The 17,213-nt window shown below is 71.9% G+C and carries 19 protein-coding genes; 7 read left to right on the top strand and 12 right to left on the bottom strand.

Translation table 11 applies throughout. The features are described 5' to 3' along the window. The first annotated feature begins 2 nt into the window (after nt 1-2). The gene (locus tag D3273_RS16710) at nt 3-1,004 is read left to right on the top strand and encodes a WD40 repeat domain-containing protein (protein WP_129228029.1); all 1,002 of its coding nucleotides are present in this window, start codon (nt 3-5) and stop codon (nt 1,002-1,004) included. A gap of 60 nt (nt 1,005-1,064) precedes the next feature. Here the strand turns inward: D3273_RS16710 and D3273_RS28810 are convergent, their stop codons facing one another. Then, nucleotides 1,065-1,592 (bottom strand): hypothetical protein, encoded by a 528-nt coding sequence (locus tag D3273_RS28810; RefSeq protein ID WP_207210800.1) that lies wholly within the window; start codon nt 1,590-1,592, stop codon nt 1,065-1,067. Nucleotides 1,593-1,795: 203 nt separating this feature from the next. On the opposite strand from D3273_RS28810, the gene D3273_RS16720 reads away from it, so the two are divergent. Beyond that, nucleotides 1,796-2,533, top strand: a complete 738-nt coding sequence (locus D3273_RS16720; RefSeq protein ID WP_129228030.1) for an aspartate/glutamate racemase family protein — start codon at nt 1,796-1,798, stop codon at nt 2,531-2,533. A 16-nt stretch (nt 2,534-2,549) separates the two neighbouring features. Here D3273_RS16720 and D3273_RS16725 read toward each other — a convergent pair whose 3' ends face one another. Both D3273_RS16725 and gluQRS read right to left on the bottom strand, forming a co-directional pair. Beyond that, nucleotides 2,550-3,248 carry a 4'-phosphopantetheinyl transferase family protein gene (locus D3273_RS16725; protein ID WP_129228031.1) on the bottom strand — a complete coding sequence of 233 codons (699 nt, stop codon included), beginning with the start codon at nt 3,246-3,248 and terminating at the stop codon, nt 2,550-2,552. Between the two features lie 16 nt (nt 3,249-3,264). Next, complete coding sequence (gluQRS, locus tag D3273_RS16730; protein ID WP_129228032.1) at nt 3,265-4,179, bottom strand: tRNA glutamyl-Q(34) synthetase GluQRS; 915 nt, start codon at nt 4,177-4,179, stop codon at nt 3,265-3,267. A gap of 69 nt (nt 4,180-4,248) precedes the next feature. Between gluQRS and D3273_RS16735 the strand changes: the two genes are divergently transcribed. Continuing rightward, nucleotides 4,249-4,941, top strand: a complete 693-nt coding sequence (locus D3273_RS16735) for a DNA-3-methyladenine glycosylase family protein (RefSeq protein ID WP_129228033.1) — start codon at nt 4,249-4,251, stop codon at nt 4,939-4,941. A 123-nt stretch (nt 4,942-5,064) separates the two neighbouring features. Next, the gene (locus tag D3273_RS16740) at nt 5,065-5,742 is read left to right on the top strand and encodes an alpha/beta hydrolase (RefSeq protein ID WP_129228034.1); all 678 of its coding nucleotides are present in this window, start codon (nt 5,065-5,067) and stop codon (nt 5,740-5,742) included. 64 nt (nt 5,743-5,806) lie between these two features. Here the strand turns inward: D3273_RS16740 and D3273_RS16745 are convergent, their stop codons facing one another. The 6 genes from D3273_RS16745 to D3273_RS16770 form a co-directional block, all read right to left on the bottom strand. Further along, entirely contained in the window at nt 5,807-7,255 is a 1,449-nt protein-coding gene (locus tag D3273_RS16745; RefSeq protein WP_165359530.1) for a porin, read from the bottom strand. A 564-nt stretch (nt 7,256-7,819) separates the two neighbouring features. Continuing rightward, complete coding sequence (locus tag D3273_RS16750) at nt 7,820-8,380, bottom strand: type 1 glutamine amidotransferase domain-containing protein (RefSeq protein WP_129228036.1); 561 nt, start codon at nt 8,378-8,380, stop codon at nt 7,820-7,822. 159 nt (nt 8,381-8,539) lie between these two features. Continuing rightward, a complete protein-coding gene (locus tag D3273_RS16755) occupies nt 8,540-8,893 on the bottom strand; it encodes a DUF427 domain-containing protein (RefSeq protein WP_129228037.1) in 354 nt (117 codons plus the stop codon). A gap of 182 nt (nt 8,894-9,075) precedes the next feature. Beyond that, complete coding sequence (locus D3273_RS16760; protein ID WP_245501222.1) at nt 9,076-9,702, bottom strand: DsbE family thiol:disulfide interchange protein; 627 nt, start codon at nt 9,700-9,702, stop codon at nt 9,076-9,078. Then, nucleotides 9,699-9,866, bottom strand: a complete 168-nt coding sequence (gene ccmD, locus D3273_RS16765) for a heme exporter protein CcmD (RefSeq protein ID WP_129228038.1) — start codon at nt 9,864-9,866, stop codon at nt 9,699-9,701. The genes D3273_RS16760 and ccmD overlap by 4 nt, the downstream gene beginning before the upstream one ends. Next, nucleotides 9,863-10,636 carry a heme ABC transporter permease gene (locus D3273_RS16770; RefSeq protein WP_245501223.1) on the bottom strand — a complete coding sequence of 258 codons (774 nt, stop codon included), beginning with the start codon at nt 10,634-10,636 and terminating at the stop codon, nt 9,863-9,865. Before D3273_RS16770 ends, ccmD begins: the two co-directional genes overlap by 4 nt. 138 nt (nt 10,637-10,774) lie before the next feature. On the opposite strand from D3273_RS16770, the gene D3273_RS16775 reads away from it, so the two are divergent. Together D3273_RS16775 and D3273_RS16780 are read left to right on the top strand one after the other, a co-directional pair. Further along, nucleotides 10,775-11,980 (top strand): glycosyltransferase family 61 protein, encoded by a 1,206-nt coding sequence (locus D3273_RS16775; RefSeq protein ID WP_129228040.1) that lies wholly within the window; start codon nt 10,775-10,777, stop codon nt 11,978-11,980. Nucleotides 11,981-12,071: 91 nt separating this feature from the next. Beyond that, nucleotides 12,072-12,368 (top strand): hypothetical protein, encoded by a 297-nt coding sequence (locus D3273_RS16780; protein ID WP_129228041.1) that lies wholly within the window; start codon nt 12,072-12,074, stop codon nt 12,366-12,368. 3 nt (nt 12,369-12,371) lie between these two features. Here the strand turns inward: D3273_RS16780 and D3273_RS16785 are convergent, their stop codons facing one another. From D3273_RS16785 to ccmA, 3 genes are all read right to left on the bottom strand, one after another. Next, complete coding sequence (locus tag D3273_RS16785) at nt 12,372-12,662, bottom strand: hypothetical protein (RefSeq protein WP_129228042.1); 291 nt, start codon at nt 12,660-12,662, stop codon at nt 12,372-12,374. Nucleotides 12,663-12,952: 290 nt separating this feature from the next. Further along, nucleotides 12,953-13,621, bottom strand: a complete 669-nt coding sequence (gene ccmB / locus D3273_RS16790) for a heme exporter protein CcmB (RefSeq protein ID WP_428977786.1) — start codon at nt 13,619-13,621, stop codon at nt 12,953-12,955. A gap of 60 nt (nt 13,622-13,681) precedes the next feature. Then, nucleotides 13,682-14,347, bottom strand: a complete 666-nt coding sequence (ccmA, locus tag D3273_RS16795) for a heme ABC exporter ATP-binding protein CcmA (protein ID WP_129228044.1) — start codon at nt 14,345-14,347, stop codon at nt 13,682-13,684. Nucleotides 14,348-14,450: 103 nt separating this feature from the next. Here ccmA and acnA point away from each other — a divergent pair, with 103 nt between their 5' ends. Continuing rightward, nucleotides 14,451-17,147 (top strand): aconitate hydratase AcnA, encoded by a 2,697-nt coding sequence (gene acnA, locus D3273_RS16800; protein WP_129228045.1) that lies wholly within the window; start codon nt 14,451-14,453, stop codon nt 17,145-17,147. The last annotated feature ends 66 nt before the right edge of the window (nt 17,148-17,213 follow it).

Below are 17,213 nucleotides of genomic sequence, written 5' to 3' on the forward strand. Positions count from 1 at the left end.
CGATGCCGCCCGCCCCCACCGACAGCCTGTCCGCCAACGTCGCCCCGATCGCGGCCGGCGCCCACGTCACCGCCGCCTGCTTCCTCGGCGACGTCCCGGCCCTGGCGCTCGGCGACGGCACGGTGCTGCTCGGCGCGGACGGAGACCGGCGCGCCGCCGCCCACCCGGACGGCGCCGTGCTCTGCGCCGCCGCCGACCGCGACCGCATCGTGACGGGCGGCGACGACGGCCGCATCGTGGCGACCCGCGCCGACGGCTCGACGGAGGAACTCGGCGCCGGCAAGGGCTGGGTCGACGCCCTCGCCCTGCACCCGAACGGCGCCGTCGCCTGGGCGAGCGGCCGCACGGTCCGGGCCCGCTCGGCCAAGGGCGAGGTGAAGAGCGTCGAGGCCCAGTCCTCGGTGCGGGGCGTGGCCTTCGCGCCGAAGGGCTACCGGCTGGCCTTCAGCCATTACAACGGCGCGTCCCTGTGGTTCCCCAACGCCGCCGAGCCCCCGCAGGCGCTGGACTGGAAGGGCTCGCACCTCGACGTCGTGTGGTCGCCCGACGGCCGCTTCGTCGTCACCACCATGCAGGAGAACGCCATGCACGGCTGGCGCGTCTCCGATTCCAAGCACATGCGCATGTCGGGCTATCCGGCGAAGCCGCGCTCGCTGTCGTGGTCTCCGGACGGCGCCTGGCTCGCCACCTCGGGCGCGGAAGCCTGCGTGGTGTGGCCCTTCGAGGGCAAGGACGGCCCCATGGGCAAGCCGCCGCGCGAATGCGGCGTGCGGTCCGTGCGGGTGTCCCAGGTGGCGTTCCACCCGCGCGCCGGCGTGCTGGCGCTCGGCTACGACGACGGGTTCGTGCTGATGGTGCGGATGAAGGACAATTCCGAGATCCTGATCCGCCGCGAGGACCAGGCGGGCGGCGCCATCTCGGCGCTGGCGTGGAACGCGGCGGGGACCAGGCTGGTCTTCGGCACCCGCAACGGCGCGGCCGGCCTGCTGGCCCTGCCGACATGAAAAAGCCGGGCGCGAGCCCGGCTTCTCCTTCGTCCCCGCCCGTATCCGGGCGGGGGCCGATCACATGGCCTTGTGCATCATGCGGTGGTGCATGGCATGGTGCATGGTGTGGTGACGCATCATGCTCTTGCGCATCATGCCGTTGGTGAAGTGAGCGCGGCGATAAGCGTAGCTGTGCTTCTTCATCATGCGCGAATGGTGCATCATCATGCGATGATGCTTCATCATCATGCCGCGATGACCCATCATGCGATGGTGCTTCATCATCATGGCGTGGTGGCGCATCATCATCCCGTGATGCTTCATCATCATGCCGTGATGCATGGCCGACCGGCGCATCATCGGCTTCTTCATCGTGGCGCCGTGGCGCATCATCGGCTTCCGCTGCATGGGCGCGGCCATCATGGGCTTCTGGTCCATGGGCTTCGGTGCCGTGGCGGCGGGGCCCGTCGGCGACGGCGCGGGGGCGGCCGGGGCGGCGGCGCCAGGGGCCGGTGCAGGGGCGGCGGCACCGGGGGTCGCGGCCTGGGCCATCGCGCTCGTGGCGCCCAGGGCCAGGAACATGCAGCCGGCGATCAATGTCCTCATGGTCGTCATCCTCTCGTCGTTTGTCACAGGGTTCGGACCGCCCGCCCCCGAATGCCGGGGGCGACCTCGCGTCCGATGGAAGCCTTCGCGCCCTGAACGGGCACTGAACTCGCCCGGCGCCCCGCTTGTCGCGCCGCGCCGCGTGGGCCACACGTGCCACAACTACGCCGCAAACGCCCAGCCGACGATCGGGGTCCATCGCCATGCGCATCAAGGTCATCAATCCCAACAGCACCGCATCGATGACGGCGGTGATCGCCGCGGCGGCGCGGGCGGCGGCGTCCGCGGGGACGGAGATCGTGGCCGCCACCTCGCCGTCGGGGCCGGCCTCGATCGAGGGCCATTACGACGAAGCGGTGAGCGTCATCGGCCTCCTGGAGGAGATCCGCGCCGGCGAACGGGACGGCTGCGACGGCTACGTGGTGGCCTGCTTCGGCGACCCCGGCCTGCTCGCCGCGCGGGAAGCCGCGCGCGGCCCCGTGCTCGGCATCGCCGAGGCGGCCATGCATGCGGCGAGCTTCCTCGCCACCGGCTTCAGCGTCGTCACCACCCTCGGCCGCACCCGCATCATCGCCGAGCACCTCCTGCGGAACTACGGCATGGAGCACCATTGCCGACGGGTGCGGGCGACGGAACTCGCCGTTCTGGAGCTCGACGATCCCGCCTCCGACGCCCGCGGCCGGATCCTCGCGGAATGCCGCCGGGCGCTCGACGAGGACGGGTCGGGCGCCATCGTGCTCGGATGCGCCGGCATGGCCGACCTCGCCGCCGACCTGCAGCGCGAGCTCGGAGTCCCGGTGATCGACGGCGTGGGGATCGCGGTGCGCTTCGTCGAAGCGCTGGCGGGCCTGGGCCTGTCGACGAGCAAGCGCGGCGACCTCGCGGCGCCGCTGCCGAAGCCCTTCGCGGGCGCCATGGCCGGGATGGCGTGGCGGGGCTGACGGTCGCGGGTCGCGATCAGGCGAGCCCCGGTCCGGACGACCAAGCCAGGCAGGCCGCGTGGCCCGGGATGCCGCGCAGCCAGCGGGCCTCGAAGCGCCGCAGGTCCGCCGCCAGAACCGTGGCGCCGGCGACGCGGGGGCGGTCGGCGTCGCCCGACAGCACCGAGAAACCGTCGAGCCCGCCGGCGATGCCGCGCCCGTCGGCCTTGAGCAGCGCCTCCTTGGCGGTCCAAACGTCGAAGAACAGGGGCGAGGCGTCCTCGGCGGCGGCGAAGCGCGCGTCCTCAGGGCCCAGCACGAGGCGCGACAGCGGGCGCCAGTCCCAATCCGCCCGCACGGGCTCGACGTCGACGCCGACGCGCCGCAGCGGGGACCAGGCCACGAGGGCGTGGCCGCCGCCGTGCGCCACGTTGAAGTCGAGCGGCGGCGGTCCTCCCGCGTCCAGCGCGGGACGGCCCCGGTCGGACCGCAGGAAGCGGAGCGCCGCCGGCGCGGCGCCCAGCGCGGCGCCCAGCTCCCGCCGCAGCACGGCCCGCGCGGCGGCGAAGCGGAGGGCGTCGACGGCGCGGTGGAAGCGCGCGGCCTCGTCCCGCTCGCCGTCGGACAGGACGTCGAACAGCGGGTCGGACAGCGGCACGGCGAAATCCAGGTCGACCCGGACCACCCGCACGTCCCCCGGGAGCGCGGCGTCGCGATGGGGCGCGACGCGGATCACCGGGACCGCCCCCGCGTCACGCGGGGAGCCCCACCCGGCGCCGGATGTCGGCCGGCGTCAGCCCTTCCCCCCGCAGGTCGCGCAGCGACGGGGCGCCGCGGCTCTTCGACAGCTTCTGGCCGCCCGCGTCGAGCACCAGGCGGTGGTGGTGGTAGCGCGGCGCGGGCAGGCCCAGCAGGCGCTGCAACAGGCGGTGCAGCGCGGTGGCGCCGAACAGGTCGACGCCGCGCACCACGTCGGTGACGCCCTGGGCGGCGTCGTCCACCACGACGGACAGGTGGTAGCTCGTCGGCACCTCGCGCCGGGCCAGGAGCGCGTCGCCCCAGGTGGCGGGGTCGGCGGCGACGTCGCGCGCGGGCGCGTCCCCGCCCCCGCCGTCGCCGCATTCGCGCCACGCGAGCGGCGCCGCATCCTCGGCGAGCGCTTTCGCGACGTCGAGCCGCAGCGCCGCCGGCGAGCCTTCGGCGAGGCGGCGCGCCCGCTCGGCCGGCGGCAGGTGGCGGCAGGTGCCGGGATAGAGCGGCGCGCCGTCGGGGTCGACGGGGCGGGGCCGCCCGTCCGCGGCGGCGCGGGCGGCGCTCGCCGCCAGCACGGCGCCGCGCGTGCAGAAGCAGGGGTAGACGAGGCCGCGCGCCGCGAGCCGGTCGAGCGCGGACCGGTAGAGCGGGAAATGCTCGGACTGCCGCCGCGGCGGCTCGGGCCAGGCCACGCCGAGCCATCCGAGGTCGTCGACGATGGCGGCCGCGTAGGCTTCCCGGCAACGCTCGCGGTCGATATCCTCCAGCCGCAGCAGCAGGGTGCCGCCGGCGGCCGCGGCCGCGTCGCGGTTGATCAGCGCCGACAGGGCGTGGCCGAGGTGGAGCAGGCCGTTGGGCGAAGGGGCGAAGCGGAACACGCGGGCTCCGCCCCGCTCGGCCTCATGGTCCGTCACACCCGCCACCGTCCCGTCGCTCCCCGGCTCCCCTGCCCGGCAGGTTCGCACGGCGCGGGGGGATCGGTCATGGGGGAAATGACGCAGGACCCGCGCGCCGCCGCGGCCATCGACGGCGAAGGGGACCTCGACCGCGCGCTCGCCGCCCTGGCGGAGCGCGACCCCGGGCTCGTCGCCCACCTCGTCGCCGTCGGCGGCCGGCCGCCGCTGCGCCGCCGGGCGCCGGGCTTCGAGGGCCTGGCCGCCCTGGTGGTGTCGCAGCAGGTTTCGACCGCCAGCGCGGCGGCGATCTTCGGCCGCCTCCGCGCGGCGCTCGACCCCCTCGACGCGCCGGCGCTGCTCCGCGCCGACGACGCCGTGCTCCGGGCGGCGGGGCTGTCGACCGGCAAGGTGCTGACGCTGCGCGCCGCCGCGGCCGCGGTGGCCGAGGGCCGGCTGGCGCTCGACGCGCTCGCGGCGCTCCCGGCCGAGGCGGCGGCGGCCCGCCTCACCGCGCTGCGCGGCATCGGACCCTGGACGGCGCAGCTCTACCTCCTGTCCTGCCTCGGCCACGCCGACGCGTGGCCGCCCGGCGACGTCGCGCTCGAGGAAGCGGCGCGCCTGGCCTTGAAGCTCGATGCCCGGCCGGACCGGGCCGCCCTGGCGGCCATCGCCGAGCGCTGGCGCCCGTACCGCGCCGTCGCGGCGCGGCTGCTGTGGAGCTACTACCGCGCCGTGAAGGGGCGCAGCGGGCTCGGCATCGGGCTGGGGGACGGGGGGTGATCGGGGTCCGGCTCGCTTCGACCCGGACGGCGATACGGCATCGAGGACCGCCGACCCAACCTTGACCCGTCCGCCGCGAGCGCCGATGTCCGGCGCATCGACACCCACGACGAGGATCCCGCCTTGGCCCCCATCGACGGCCCGCGCCTGCCGGCGCGCTCCCGCCACACCCGACAGCTCGTGGTCTTCCTCCACGGCTACGGGGCAGACGGCAACGACCTGATCGAGATCGGGCGGCAGTGGCAGGCTTGGCTGCCCGACGCCGAGTTCGTGGCGCCGCACGCGCCCGAGCGCTGCACGCAGGCGCCCACGGGGCGGCAATGGTTCCCGCTGACGATGCGCGATCCCGCCGAACGCTGGACCGGCGTCGTCAAGGCGCGCCCGACGCTCGACGCCTTCCTCGACGCGGAACTGGCCCGCACGGGGCTCGACGACGGGAAGCTGGCCCTGGTGGGCTTCAGCCAGGGCACCATGATGGCGCTGCACACGGGGCTGCGGCGCGCGCGGGCGCCGGCCGCGATCCTGGGCTATTCGGGCCTGCTGGTGGGCCCGGAACACCTCGGCGAGGCCACGGCGCGCGCCGCCGCGGGGCGGCCGCCGGCCGTGCTGCTGGTGCACGGCGACCGCGACACCGTGATCCCGGTCGACGCGCTGTTCGACGCCGCCGAAAGCCTCGGCAAGGCCGAGATCCCGGCGCAGTGGCACCTGTCGATGGGCGTCGCGCACGGCATCGACGGCTCGGGCCTGACCCATGGCGGCCAGTTCCTGGCGCAGAGCTTCGGGCGGCCGACGCCGCGCTGATCCGCTCCGAACGCAGAAAGCCCGGCTCGCGCCGGGCTTTCGAAGGTGTTCGGAGAAGCGTCGATCAGAAATCGCGCTCGACGCGGAGGCGAGCCTCGAAGGCATCGGGGTTCTTCGACACGCCGACGGGCAGCGCCGTCGCGGCCTGGTTGACGTTGTGAGCCAGCGTCTGGTTGATCTTGGCATAGTCGAACTCGAGGCCGAACTCGAGGTTCTTCGCGGGATCCCACAGGAACTGGTTGCCGATCTTGTACTGCTCGGCGAAGCCGAGGCCGCCCTGCGTCCAGTCGATCCGGCCGGCGCGGCCATAGGAGGTCTGCTCGTAGGAGCCGAAGATCACATCGTGGAAGTTCGGCGTGAAGTAGTGGTTGAAGGCGGCCATGACGGAGAAGCCCTCGCCCTTCTGCAGCGTGAAGGCGCCGTTGGCCGTGCCGGGCGTGCGGATCGCGATGGCGTCGCGGTCGATGTGCTGGAAGCCGCCGAGGTAGGCCGAGCTGAACCCCTGATTGATGTAGTAGGCAGAGTCCTGATACAGGTAGGCGCCGTTCTGGTAAGCGCCTTCGACCCAGAGGTCGTCGCCGGCGGCCAGCATCGGCAGTTTCAGGCGGACGCCCCCCTGGACCGCGAAGCCGTCCGCGTCCTGACCGGAGAAGCCTTGGCCGCCAGTGCCGGCGAAGGGGCCGGACTCGGCCTGGATCTCGTGATAGGCGGCCGACAGCTGGGCGGAGCCCCAGGCCTGGTCGTAGCGCAGCACGCCGACGAGATCGGGGATGGTTTCACCGGCGTAGCGGACCGATGAGGTCGTCGCCTGGGTGCCACCGGTGATGTAGCCGAGACCCTGCGCGCTCAGATTGCGGGCGTTGCGGTCCTCGATCGAGAAGGTCGCCGACAGGCCACCGCCGACCTGATAGGTGTAGGCGAGGACGTTCTGCGCCAAGTCGGAGTTGGCGATACCTTCGTAGTTGTAGTTGTCGGCGTAGAAGTCGAAGAACGACTGGACGCGGCCGGCGGTGATGCCGGCGAACTGGATGAAGCCGCGGCGCAGCGTGGCGTTGTTGCCGCCGGAATTGGTGATGGTGCTGGCGCCGCCGGACAGGCCGCCCTCGGCGTAGGTGCCCTGCACGCGGTCGATCTGGTACTGGATGAAGGCGCGCAACGTGCCGTAAGCGGTCTGGGTGCGGGTGTCGACACCGAGGCGGACGCGCGCGAGGAAGCCGCTCTCATCGCGGTCGCGGGCCGGGACGATGATGCGATTAGCTGCGTTGGTCGCCGTGCCGACCGGGGCCAGCGTGCGCGAGTTGCTGATGAAGACGCCTTCGATGCGGACCTGAGCGCCGATGCTGATGCAGGTGTCCGTGCCGGGGATGTAGAAGAAGCCTGCGCCGGTCCAATCGCAGACGCGGACGTAGTCGACCGGGGCCGCCTTGGCGACGGGCAGGTCGGCGGCCTGGGCGAGGCTGGCTGCGCTGATCAGGGCTGCGGTACCGAGCAGCAGGCTCTTCGCGAAAGTCATGTGGTGCATCCGTCGGTCGAAGCGTTGATCGGTCGGGCGCCACGAGGGGGCGCCGCAAAACCGCCGTTGAATGAGACCTATCCAGACACACTTAGCTGAAAATGAGTTTTGAAGTAACGAGGACCGCTTTGCGGTTTTGCCCGGGCAACGAGTCTGGCGATGTTGCCCCTCCGCAACACCGGTGCAGGGGTCAAAAAAGTGGCAATCCTAAACGCCGTTCATCTCGCGCCCGTGACGGTCTCGTAAAATCAATTTTATAAAGGCGGCAGCGCCATTCTACCTCGCGCGCTGCCATTGTCTGATTTCAGGACGCGTCCTTTTGCGCCATGGATGCAACTCAGGGACTCTGCCCGGTGTCCGCCAGGTCCGGCCGCGACCGTCCGCAGGTCCGCGGCGCGGGGCCGCCGATCGTGCGGCGGTCCCGTTGTCGCGCGCCCCGGCACCCTCCGCGGCGACGCCCGTTCACGGTCAACGGCCGCATCGTGCCCGCCCCGGAGCGCCCCTCGGAAGACATCAGGGAAACGTTTCCCCGCCTCGGCCCGGAAGCCGCTCGTTCGCGGCTTTTCAGCCCTCGTCCTCCTCGGCGTCCTCGCCGAACATCTCGATCATCTGCCTGCAGAACTCGGGAATGTCGTCGGGCTTGCGCGAGGTGACCAGGAGCCCGTCGCGGACGCAGGCCTCGTCGACCCATTCGCCGCCGGCGTTCTCGATGTCGGTGCGCAGCGACGGCCAGGAGGTGAGCTGCACGCCTTCGACCGCGTCCGCCTCGATGAGCATCCAGGGCCCGTGGCAGATGGCGGCGATCGGCTTGTCGCTGTCCACGAAGTGCTGGACGAACTCGACCGCGTCCTCGCTCATGCGCAGCTTGTCGGGGTTGGTGGTGCCGCCCGGCAGCACCAGGGCGTCGAACATCTCGACGTCGACGGACAGGTCGAAGTCGACCGGGATCTTGTCGCCCGGGTTCACATCCCCGTTCATGGCCTGGATGGTGCCCGTCTTGAGCGATACCACCTTCACGTCGGCGCCCGCCGCCTTCAGGGCCTTCATGGGCTCCAGGATCTCGACCTGCTCGACGCCGTCCGTCGCCAGGATCGCCACCTGTAACCCTTCGAGATCGGTGGACATGGTCAATGCTCGCTGTTGCGCGCGGGGCCTCCCGCACGGTGAGCCCCAACGCGCGAAGCCCCGTCGTCGATCCGGTGGAAACGCCGAGCGGTGCCCGTCTGGCGCCGCCGCGGGGAAGCCGCCGCGCGGCGTCCCCGCCGATCGGACGGGAGCCTCGTGTCAACCCTGCCGGATGTCGACCTGGTCCGGATAGAAGGCGAGGTGGCCCGCGATGGCGGACACGCCCGGCAGCGGCGCCTCGTAGCTCCACACCGCGTTCTGCGCTTCGCGACCCTCGGCCGCGAGGGTGAAGTAGCTCGCTTCCCCCTTGAACGGGCAATGCGTGTGGCGGGGCGTCGGCGTGAAGGCCGCCATGTCGGCGTCCTCGCGGGGCACGTAGATCACCGGCCGCATCGCGCCCTCGGCGAGGTCGAGCGCCCGCGTGGTGTCGACCACGGTGCGGCCGGCGAAGAGCACCGTGACGCGGCCGGGATGCGGCGTGATGACGATGCCGTGAGGGCTGTCGGGCTTCATGGGTTCCGTTTCCTCGCGCTGCGGCCCGGGATGCGGGCCTGTGGCTCGACATAGCGCGGGGAACCGTGCCGGGGAGGCTCGGACACCGGGACGCGGCGGCGCGCCATCGCCGGGACGCGCGAGGAACCGGGCGGATGCGCCGGGGACGGTCTCGCGGCCGGTCTCGCGGCCGGCCGCCGCCATCACGGCGCCGCCGCCTTGTCGATCTCGGCTTCCAGCGTGCCGATGTTGTCGGGCGTGACGGGGCCAATGAACTTGTAGGCCAGGGTGCCGTCGCCCTTCACCACGAAGGTTTCGGGCACGCCGTACACGCCGAAGTCGATGGCGGTGCGGCCCGTGCGGTCGTCGCCCACCGCCGCATAGGGGTCGCCCTTCTGGCCGAGGTAGCGGCGCGCGTCCTCCGCCTTGTCCTTGTAGGCGATGCCGTCGATGGGGATGCCGAGCTCCTGGAGGCGCGGGCTCTTCGCCAGCGCCATCAGGACCTCGTGCTCGTCGTGGCATTCGGCGCACCAGGACGCGAAGACGTTGACCAGGGTGACGTGGCCGGCCTTCAGCGCCGCGGCGTCGAGCCCGGCCGCAGCCGCCGGGGCCGCGGGCCGGCCGGCGAGCGGCGGCAGCGTGAATTCCGGCACCGGATGGCCGATCAGCGGCGACGGGATCCGCGACGGGTCGCCGGCGCCGAGCCTGACGAAGAACAGCAGCGCGAGGCCGGCGAAGACCACCAGCGGCAGGGCCACCAGGACGCGGCGGGGCCGCGGCGCGGGCGGCGGCACGACCGCGGGAGCCCCGGGCCCCTCGGCGGCGCTCACCGCGGCGTCCCCGCGCGCCCACGGCCGGCGCGGGCCTCGAGCCGCTCCAGCGTCCGCCTGAGCGAGCGCCGGTCGAGCAGCACGGCCGCGACCGTGCCGCCCAGCACCACGGCCGTGACCGCGTAGGCGGCCACGATGGAGCCGATGTGGGGGATGGCGCTCATGACAGGGCCGCCTCGGTGGCCAGGCCGTCGGACGGGGCGAGCCGCGCCGCGGGCTCGCGGTCGGCGGCGGCGGCCAGCATCAGGCGGCGGACGCGGCGGCGCAGGATCTCGTTGCGGATCGACGCGATGTGCAGCGTGGCGAAGAGCAGGGTGAAGCCCACGGCCATCACCAGCAGGGGCACCAGGATCGACCTGTCGACCGTGGAGCCCGTCATGCGGAAGATCGAGCCCTGGTGCAGCGTGTTCCACCAGTCGACCGAGAACTTCACGATGGGCAGGTTGATGGCGCCCACCAGCGTCAGCACCGACGCCGCGCGGGCGGCGCGGCCCGGCTCCTCGATGGTGTGCCACAGCGCCAGGAGGCCGAGATAGGTGATGAACAGCACCAGCATGGAGGTGAGCCGCGCGTCCCACACCCAATAGGTGCCCCACATCGGCTTGCCCCACAGCGAACCGGTGACGAGGCACACGAAGGCGAAAGCGGCGCCGAGCGGCACCACGGCCTTCTGGGCCGCTTCGGCCAGCGGGTGCCGCCACACCAGCGTGCCCAGCGCCGACGCCGCCATCGCCGCATAGGCCAGGCTGGCGATCCAGGCCGCGGGCACGTGGACGAACATGATCTTCGCCGTTTCGCCCTGCTGGTAGTCGGCGGGCGAAGCGAAGCCGAGATACAGGCCCACGGCCAGGGTGGCGGCCGACAGGGCCGCGAGCCAGGGCAGCACGCGGCCCGACAGCCGCATGAAGTTCGCGGGATTGGCGAGGGCGTACATGGACCGTCCCTTGGCGTCGTGGTGCCGCGTGTCTCTTCGGCTTGACACTTTCTCTAGCGCAAATGCGGCGACATTCATAAGGGGGACGCGGGGGAAAGGCCCGCGGCCTTTCGCGGTGCCCGCGGGGAGGTGTGAAGCTTGAGGCTGGTTCTGCGCTCGACGGTCGACGAGGTTTCGACGCTGCCCCGCGTCCCCACCGTCGCCGCGCTGGCGGCTTCGCCGGACAGCTGCTCGGCGGAGCTGCTGCCGCGCCGGCCCGAGCCGGCCGCGGAGCTGTTTCCCGGGGCGACGAGTCGCCACGGCGGCGAGGTGCCGGCGCCGCCCTGGTGGTCGGAAACGGAGGGCTACATCGGCCAGCTCGACGCCTTCAAGCTCACCGACGTGCTGCTGTTCCCGGCCTGGGGCGTGGTGGTCACCCCGGCCGGCGACGTGATGCGCCTCACCATGGAGGAGGCCGCCTACGCGACGCCCGACCTGTCGGGGCTGCCGCACGCGGTTCGCCACGGCGGCGACACGGTGCTCGACCTGCCCGACGACGTGCCCCGCGTCGAGCGCGCGCTGCTCACCATGCCGTTCGGCGCCCGGATGAACTACGGCCACTTCGTCCTGGACGCGCTGTCGTCGCTGGCGGCGCTCGACGCGACGGGGCTCTTCGCCGCCCATCCCGTGCTGGTGCCGCCGCTGAAGCCCTGGCAGGCCCGCCACTTCGCCCTGATGGGCGCCGCCCCGCTCGTGACGGCGGCGCCGGTGGTGCGGGTGGGCGAGCTCGTCTACACGGGCGCGGTGCACCATTTCCTGCACAACCCGAACTTCAACTACCGCGACCTGCGCGCCCGCCAGCTCGCCGCGCTGGCGCCGACGGGCGACGGGCCGCGGCGGCTCTACCTGTCGCGCGGGCGGCGGGACCGGCGGCCGATGCGCTCCGAGGCACGACTCGTCGCCGCGCTCCGGCGGGCCGGCTTCGCCGCGGTCGACACGGGGCGGATGAGCGTCGACCGGCAGATGGCCCTCTTCGCGGGCGCCGAGGCCGTGGTGGGGGCCGCGGGCGCGGCCTTCGCCAACGCGCTCTACTGCCGGCCCGGCACGGCGGTGGTGGAGATCATGCCGCGCGGCATGGAGAACCATTGGGTGCAGCCCCTGTGCCGCATCGGCGGGCTCCACCACGCGGCCTGGTTCTGCGGCGCCGAGGAGCGGGACCCCGCCCACCCCGAACAAGGGATGCGCTTCGACGTGGACGTGGGGCGTTTCCTCGACTTCGCCTTCGCGGAGCCGCCGCTGGCGGGCACGCGCCATTCGGCGTCGCTGGCGCGGCGGGTCGGGCTGCGGCTGGGGCTCGCCCGCTGAGCCCCGGCCCCGGCACCTCCGCGCCGCAGGGCGGGAACGTCGAGGGTCCGGCCGCGTTCGGACCGGGACCCTGGCCCCTCGGAGATGCATCATGACGGTCCGCGACTTCGCCCGCCGCGCCGCGGTCGGCTGTGCCCTCGCGCTGGCGCTGGCCGCCCCATCGCTGGCGACCGCCCAGGTGACGACCGGGCCCGCCCCCGCCCTCGCGCCGGGCGAGGACCGGCGCGCCGTCGGCCCCACCATCCCGTCCACCGTCTACCGCGAGGCCGACGGGACGCCCTACGTGCTCCGGGGGCCGAACGAGAAGCAGTTCTTGGGCGGCTACAACGTCACCTGGGTGGACCAGAACCACGTCATCGGGCCGCCCGGCTTCGGCGGGTTCGATTGAGGGTCACTCCGCAGCGACGCCGAGTTCGGCCAGCTCGGCGATCATGGTCGTTCGATCGGCGTTGCCGAGGCGCAACTGAACGACCTCGTCGGCGACGATATGGTTGAGTGCGCGATGAGCGTCCTGAAGGCCGAGCCCAAACTTTTTCAGCTTCAATGCCAGATCGACAGGTCTCGTGACTTGTGACGCGCGTTTAAGGACAAGGACGACGTCGAGCGACGATCTGCTTCGGAGGTCGGCCTCGATTGGCGCCTGTCGTCCTGGCTCCGCCATTGATTTCAATGATATCGACATCGACTTGCTCCATTATCTTCTGAACTATCTCGTTGAGTTTTCGCCTACCCAGAGCGCCAGGGTGAAGACCTTGTATATGGGCCCCATCGACCTGAAGTCGACGATTGGAGGTGGTGCATTCTCCGATGATTTGGACTGAACCAACATCAGTCTTGACGTCGATGACGACGACATTTCTTTCCACATCCTGAATGGAAATTTCGATCTCAGAGCAACACACTTCGGCAACCCCGTCGCCCGTCATCGCACGATTTGGCCTGAGATGATTGGAGCACCTTCTTCGGGGAGAGTCACTCCGCCGTGAGCCGGAGCGCCGCCGCGGCGGCGAAGGGCGTGCCGGCGAGCGCCAGGAGCGTCAGGCCGCAGAGCGCCAGGAACGGCGTGACGAAGGGCACGGTGCCGCCGCCCGCCGCCGCGGCGGCCGACACGCCGAAGATCAGCACCGGGATCGCCAGCGGGATCACCAGCACGGGCAGCAGCAGCCCGCCGCGGCGCAGCGACACCGTCAGCGCCGCCCCGATGGCGCCGAGGCAGGTCAGCGCCGGGGTGCCGACCAGCAGCGTCGCCGCGACGCCGCCGAGCGACGGGCCGTCGAGCGCCAGCATCAGCCCGAACACCGGCGACACGAGGACCAGCGGCAGCCCCGTGGTGCACCAATGCGCGAGGCACTTCACCGCCACCACCAGTTCCAGCGGCGTGCCCGCGGTGCGCAGCAGGTCGAGCGAGCCGTCCTCGTGGTCGGAGCCGAACAGCCTGTCAAGGCCGAGCAGCGTCGACAGCAGCGCCGCGATCCACAGGATGGCGGGGCCGATGCGCGACAGGAGGTTCAGGTCCGGCCCGACCGCGAAGGGCACGACGGTGACGAGGCACAGGAAGAACACCACACCGGTGGTGCCGCCCCCGCCGATGCGCCGCGCGAGCCGGAGGTCGTGCCGGAACAGGGCCCACAGCGCGCCCATCAGGCGCGCGCCTCGAAAGACAGCGCGCCCATCAGGCGCGCGCCGCGAAAGAGGAGGCGTTCACGCCCGCCGCTCCAGCCGGAGCTCGCGCGTGCCGTCGAGGCCGAGCGGGCCGTGCGTCGCCGCCACGATGAGGCCGCCCGCGGCGAGGTGGTCCCGCATCATGCCGCGGAGAACCGCCTGCGACCCCAGGTCGAGGGCCGTCGAGGGCTCGTCGAGCAGCCACAGCGGGCGCGCCGCGACCAGCAGCCGCGCCAGCGCCACGCGCCGCCGCTGCCCGGCCGACAGCGTGGCGCAGGGCAGGTCCGCGGCATGGCCGAGCGCCACCCGGTCCAGCGCCTCGTCGGGCGTCGCCGGGGCGGGGCCGCCCGAGGGGGCGCCGCGGCCGCCCCCGCGGCCGAGCAGCGCCGCGGCGGCTTCGAGGTGGTCGAGCGGGGTCAGGGCAGGCTTCAAGGCGTCGAGGTGGCCGAGGTAGTGGGCGCGCTCGCCGACCGGGGCGTCGGGGTCGCGGGCGTCGGGCGGGTCGAGCGCCACGCGGCCGGCGGCCGGGCGGAGCAGCCCCGCCAGCACGCGCAGCAGCGTCGACTTGCCGGCGCCGTTGCGGCCCACCACGCCGAGCGCTTCCCCGCCCCGCGCCGCGAAGCTGAGATCGGCGAAGACCGACCGCCCGCCGCGCTCGGCCGCCAGGCCCGCCACGGCGAGGGTGAGGGGGGCCGGGCGCGTCATCGTTCCACCATGCTGCATCGCACTTCACCTGTAGCCACGGGGGGTGAAACTCCTATATTCGATCCATTCCAGATCGCTCCCGCCGACTCGCGAAGGATGCACAATGGCCTCGCTCGACAGTTTCAAGTGCCGCCGCACGCTCGAAGCCGGATCCAAGACCTACCATTATTTCTCGATCCCCGAGGCGGAGAAGAACGGGTTGCCGGGCGTGTCCCAGCTCCCCTACTCGATGAAGGTGCTGCTCGAGAACCTCCTGCGCTTCGAGGACGGGCGCTCCGTCACCAAGGACGACATCCTGGCCGTGGTGTCCTGGCTCACGTCCAAGGGCAAGGACGGGCGCGAGATCGCCTTCCGCCCCGCCCGCGTGCTGATGCAGGACTTCACCGGCGTGCCGGCCGTGGTGGACCTCGCCGCCATGCGCGACGCCATGGGCAAGCTCGGCGGCCCCGTCGAGAAGATCAACCCGCTGGTGCCGGTCGACCTCGTGATCGACCATTCGGTGATCGTCGACGAGTTCGGCACCCCCAAGGCCTTCGGCGACAACGTCGAGCTCGAGTACGAGCGCAACGGCGAGCGCTACCGCTTCCTGCGCTGGGGCCAGGGCGCCTTCACCAACTTCCGCGTGGTGCCGCCGGGCACCGGCATCTGCCACCAGGTCAACCTGGAATACCTCAGCCAGACGGTGTGGACGCGCACCGAAACCCACGAGGGCCGGGAGGTCGAGGTCGCCTATCCCGACACGCTGGTGGGCACCGATTCGCACACCACCATGGTCAACGCGCTGGCGGTGCTGGGCTGGGGCGTGGGCGGCATCGAGGCCGAGGCCGTGATGCTGGGCCAGCCGCTGTCCATGCTGCTGCCGCCCGTGGTGGGCTTCAAGCTCACCAACAAGCTGCGCGAAGGCCGCACCGCCACCGACCTCGTGCTCACCGTCACGCAGATGCTGCGCAAGCTCGGCGTGGTGAACAAGTTCGTCGAGTTCTACGGCCCCGGGCTCGACTCGCTGTCGCTCGCCGACCGCGCCACCATCGCCAACATGGCCCCCGAATACGGCGCCACCTGCGGCTTCTTCCCCATCGACGGCGAAACCATCAACTACCTCGACGCGTCCAACCGCGGCGACGAGCGCATCGCGCTGGTGAAGGCCTACGCCAACGCCCAGGGCATGTTCCGCTCCTCGACCTCCGAGCCGGTCTTCTCCGAGTTCATCGAGCTCGACCTCGCCGACGTGGTGCCGTCCCTCGCCGGGCCGAAGCGCCCGCAGGACCGCGTGACGCTGGAATCCGCCAAGTCGTCGTTCCTGTCCTCGCTGGTCAAGGAATACAAGGTCGAGAAGCCCGCCGAGCGCTTCGTGGTGGACGACAAGTCCTTCGACCTCGGCCACGGCGACGTCGTCATCGCCGCCATCACCTCCTGCACCAACACGTCCAACCCGGCCGTGATGCTGGGCGCGGGCCTGCTCGCCCGCAAGGCCGTCGCGGCCGGCCTGACCGCCAAGCCCTGGGTGAAGACGTCGCTGTCGCCCGGGTCCCAGGTGGTGGGCGAGTACCTCGAGGCGACGGGCCTGCAGGCCGACCTCGACGCGCTCGGCTTCAACCTCACCGGCTACGGCTGCATGACCTGCATCGGCAACTCGGGGCCGCTGCCCATCGAGATCTCCAAGGCCATCAACGACAACGACATCGTCGCCTCGGCGGTCATCTCGGGCAACCGCAACTTCGAGGGCCGCGTCAACCCGGACGTGAAGGCCAACTACCTGGCTTCCCCCCCGCTGGTGGTCGCCTACGCGCTGGCGGGCTCGCTCGACGTCGACCTCGCCACCGAGCCGCTGGGCCAGGGCACGAACGGCCCCGTCTACCTGCGCGACATCTGGCCGTCCCAGGAGGAGGTGGCGACGCTGCACCGGCACGCCATCACCAAGCAGATCTTCGCCGAGCGCTACGGCAACGTGTTCGAGGGCGACGTCCACTGGCAGAACATCGACGTGGCGCTGGGCCAGACCTACCATTGGTCGATGGGCTCCACCTACGTGCAGAACCCGCCCTATTTCGAGGGCATGACGCGCGCCCCGGCGCCCGTCGCCGACATCACGGAAGCGCGCGTCCTCGGGCTGTTCCTCGATTCGATCACGACGGACCACATCTCGCCGGCGGGCTCCATCAAGGCGGCGTCCCCGGCGGGCCGCTACCTCCTGGAGCACCAGGTCCGCCCGCAGGACTTCAACCAGTACGGCACGCGCCGCGGCAACCACGAAGTGATGATGCGCGGCACCTTCGCCAACATCCGGCTGAAGAACCAGATGGTGCCCGGCGTCGAGGGCGGCGTGACGCGCCACCAGCCCGGCGGCGAGGAGATGCCCATCTACGACGCCGCGATGCTGTACAAGCAGGAAGGCGTGCCGCTGGTGATCTTCGCCGGCCGCGAATACGGCACGGGTTCGTCCCGCGACTGGGCCGCGAAGGGCACGAAGCTGCTCGGCGTGCGCGCCGTGGTGGCGCAGAGCTTCGAGCGCATCCACCGCTCGAACCTCGTCGGCATGGGCATCCTGCCGCTGGTCTTCGAGGAGGGCACCTCCTGGCAGACGCTGAACCTCAAGGGCGACGAGACCGTCACCATCTCGGGCCTCGGCGACACGCTGAAGCCGCGCCAGGCGATGGAGCTGGTCATCACCTCGGACAAGGGCGTGGTCAGCCACGTTCCGGTGATCTGCCGCATCGATACCGCCGACGAACTGGAATATTTCCGCAACGGCGGCATCCTCAACTACGTGCTGCGCAACCTGCTGTCGGAAGCCGCGTGACACGTCGGACGTGAGATGACAGGGGCCGCGCGGGAAACCGCGCGGCCCTTTCGCGTTGCGGGTCGC

The organism is Lichenibacterium minor, from assembly GCF_004137685.1.
GTDB classification, from domain to species: domain Bacteria; phylum Pseudomonadota; class Alphaproteobacteria; order Rhizobiales; family Beijerinckiaceae; genus Lichenihabitans; species Lichenihabitans minor.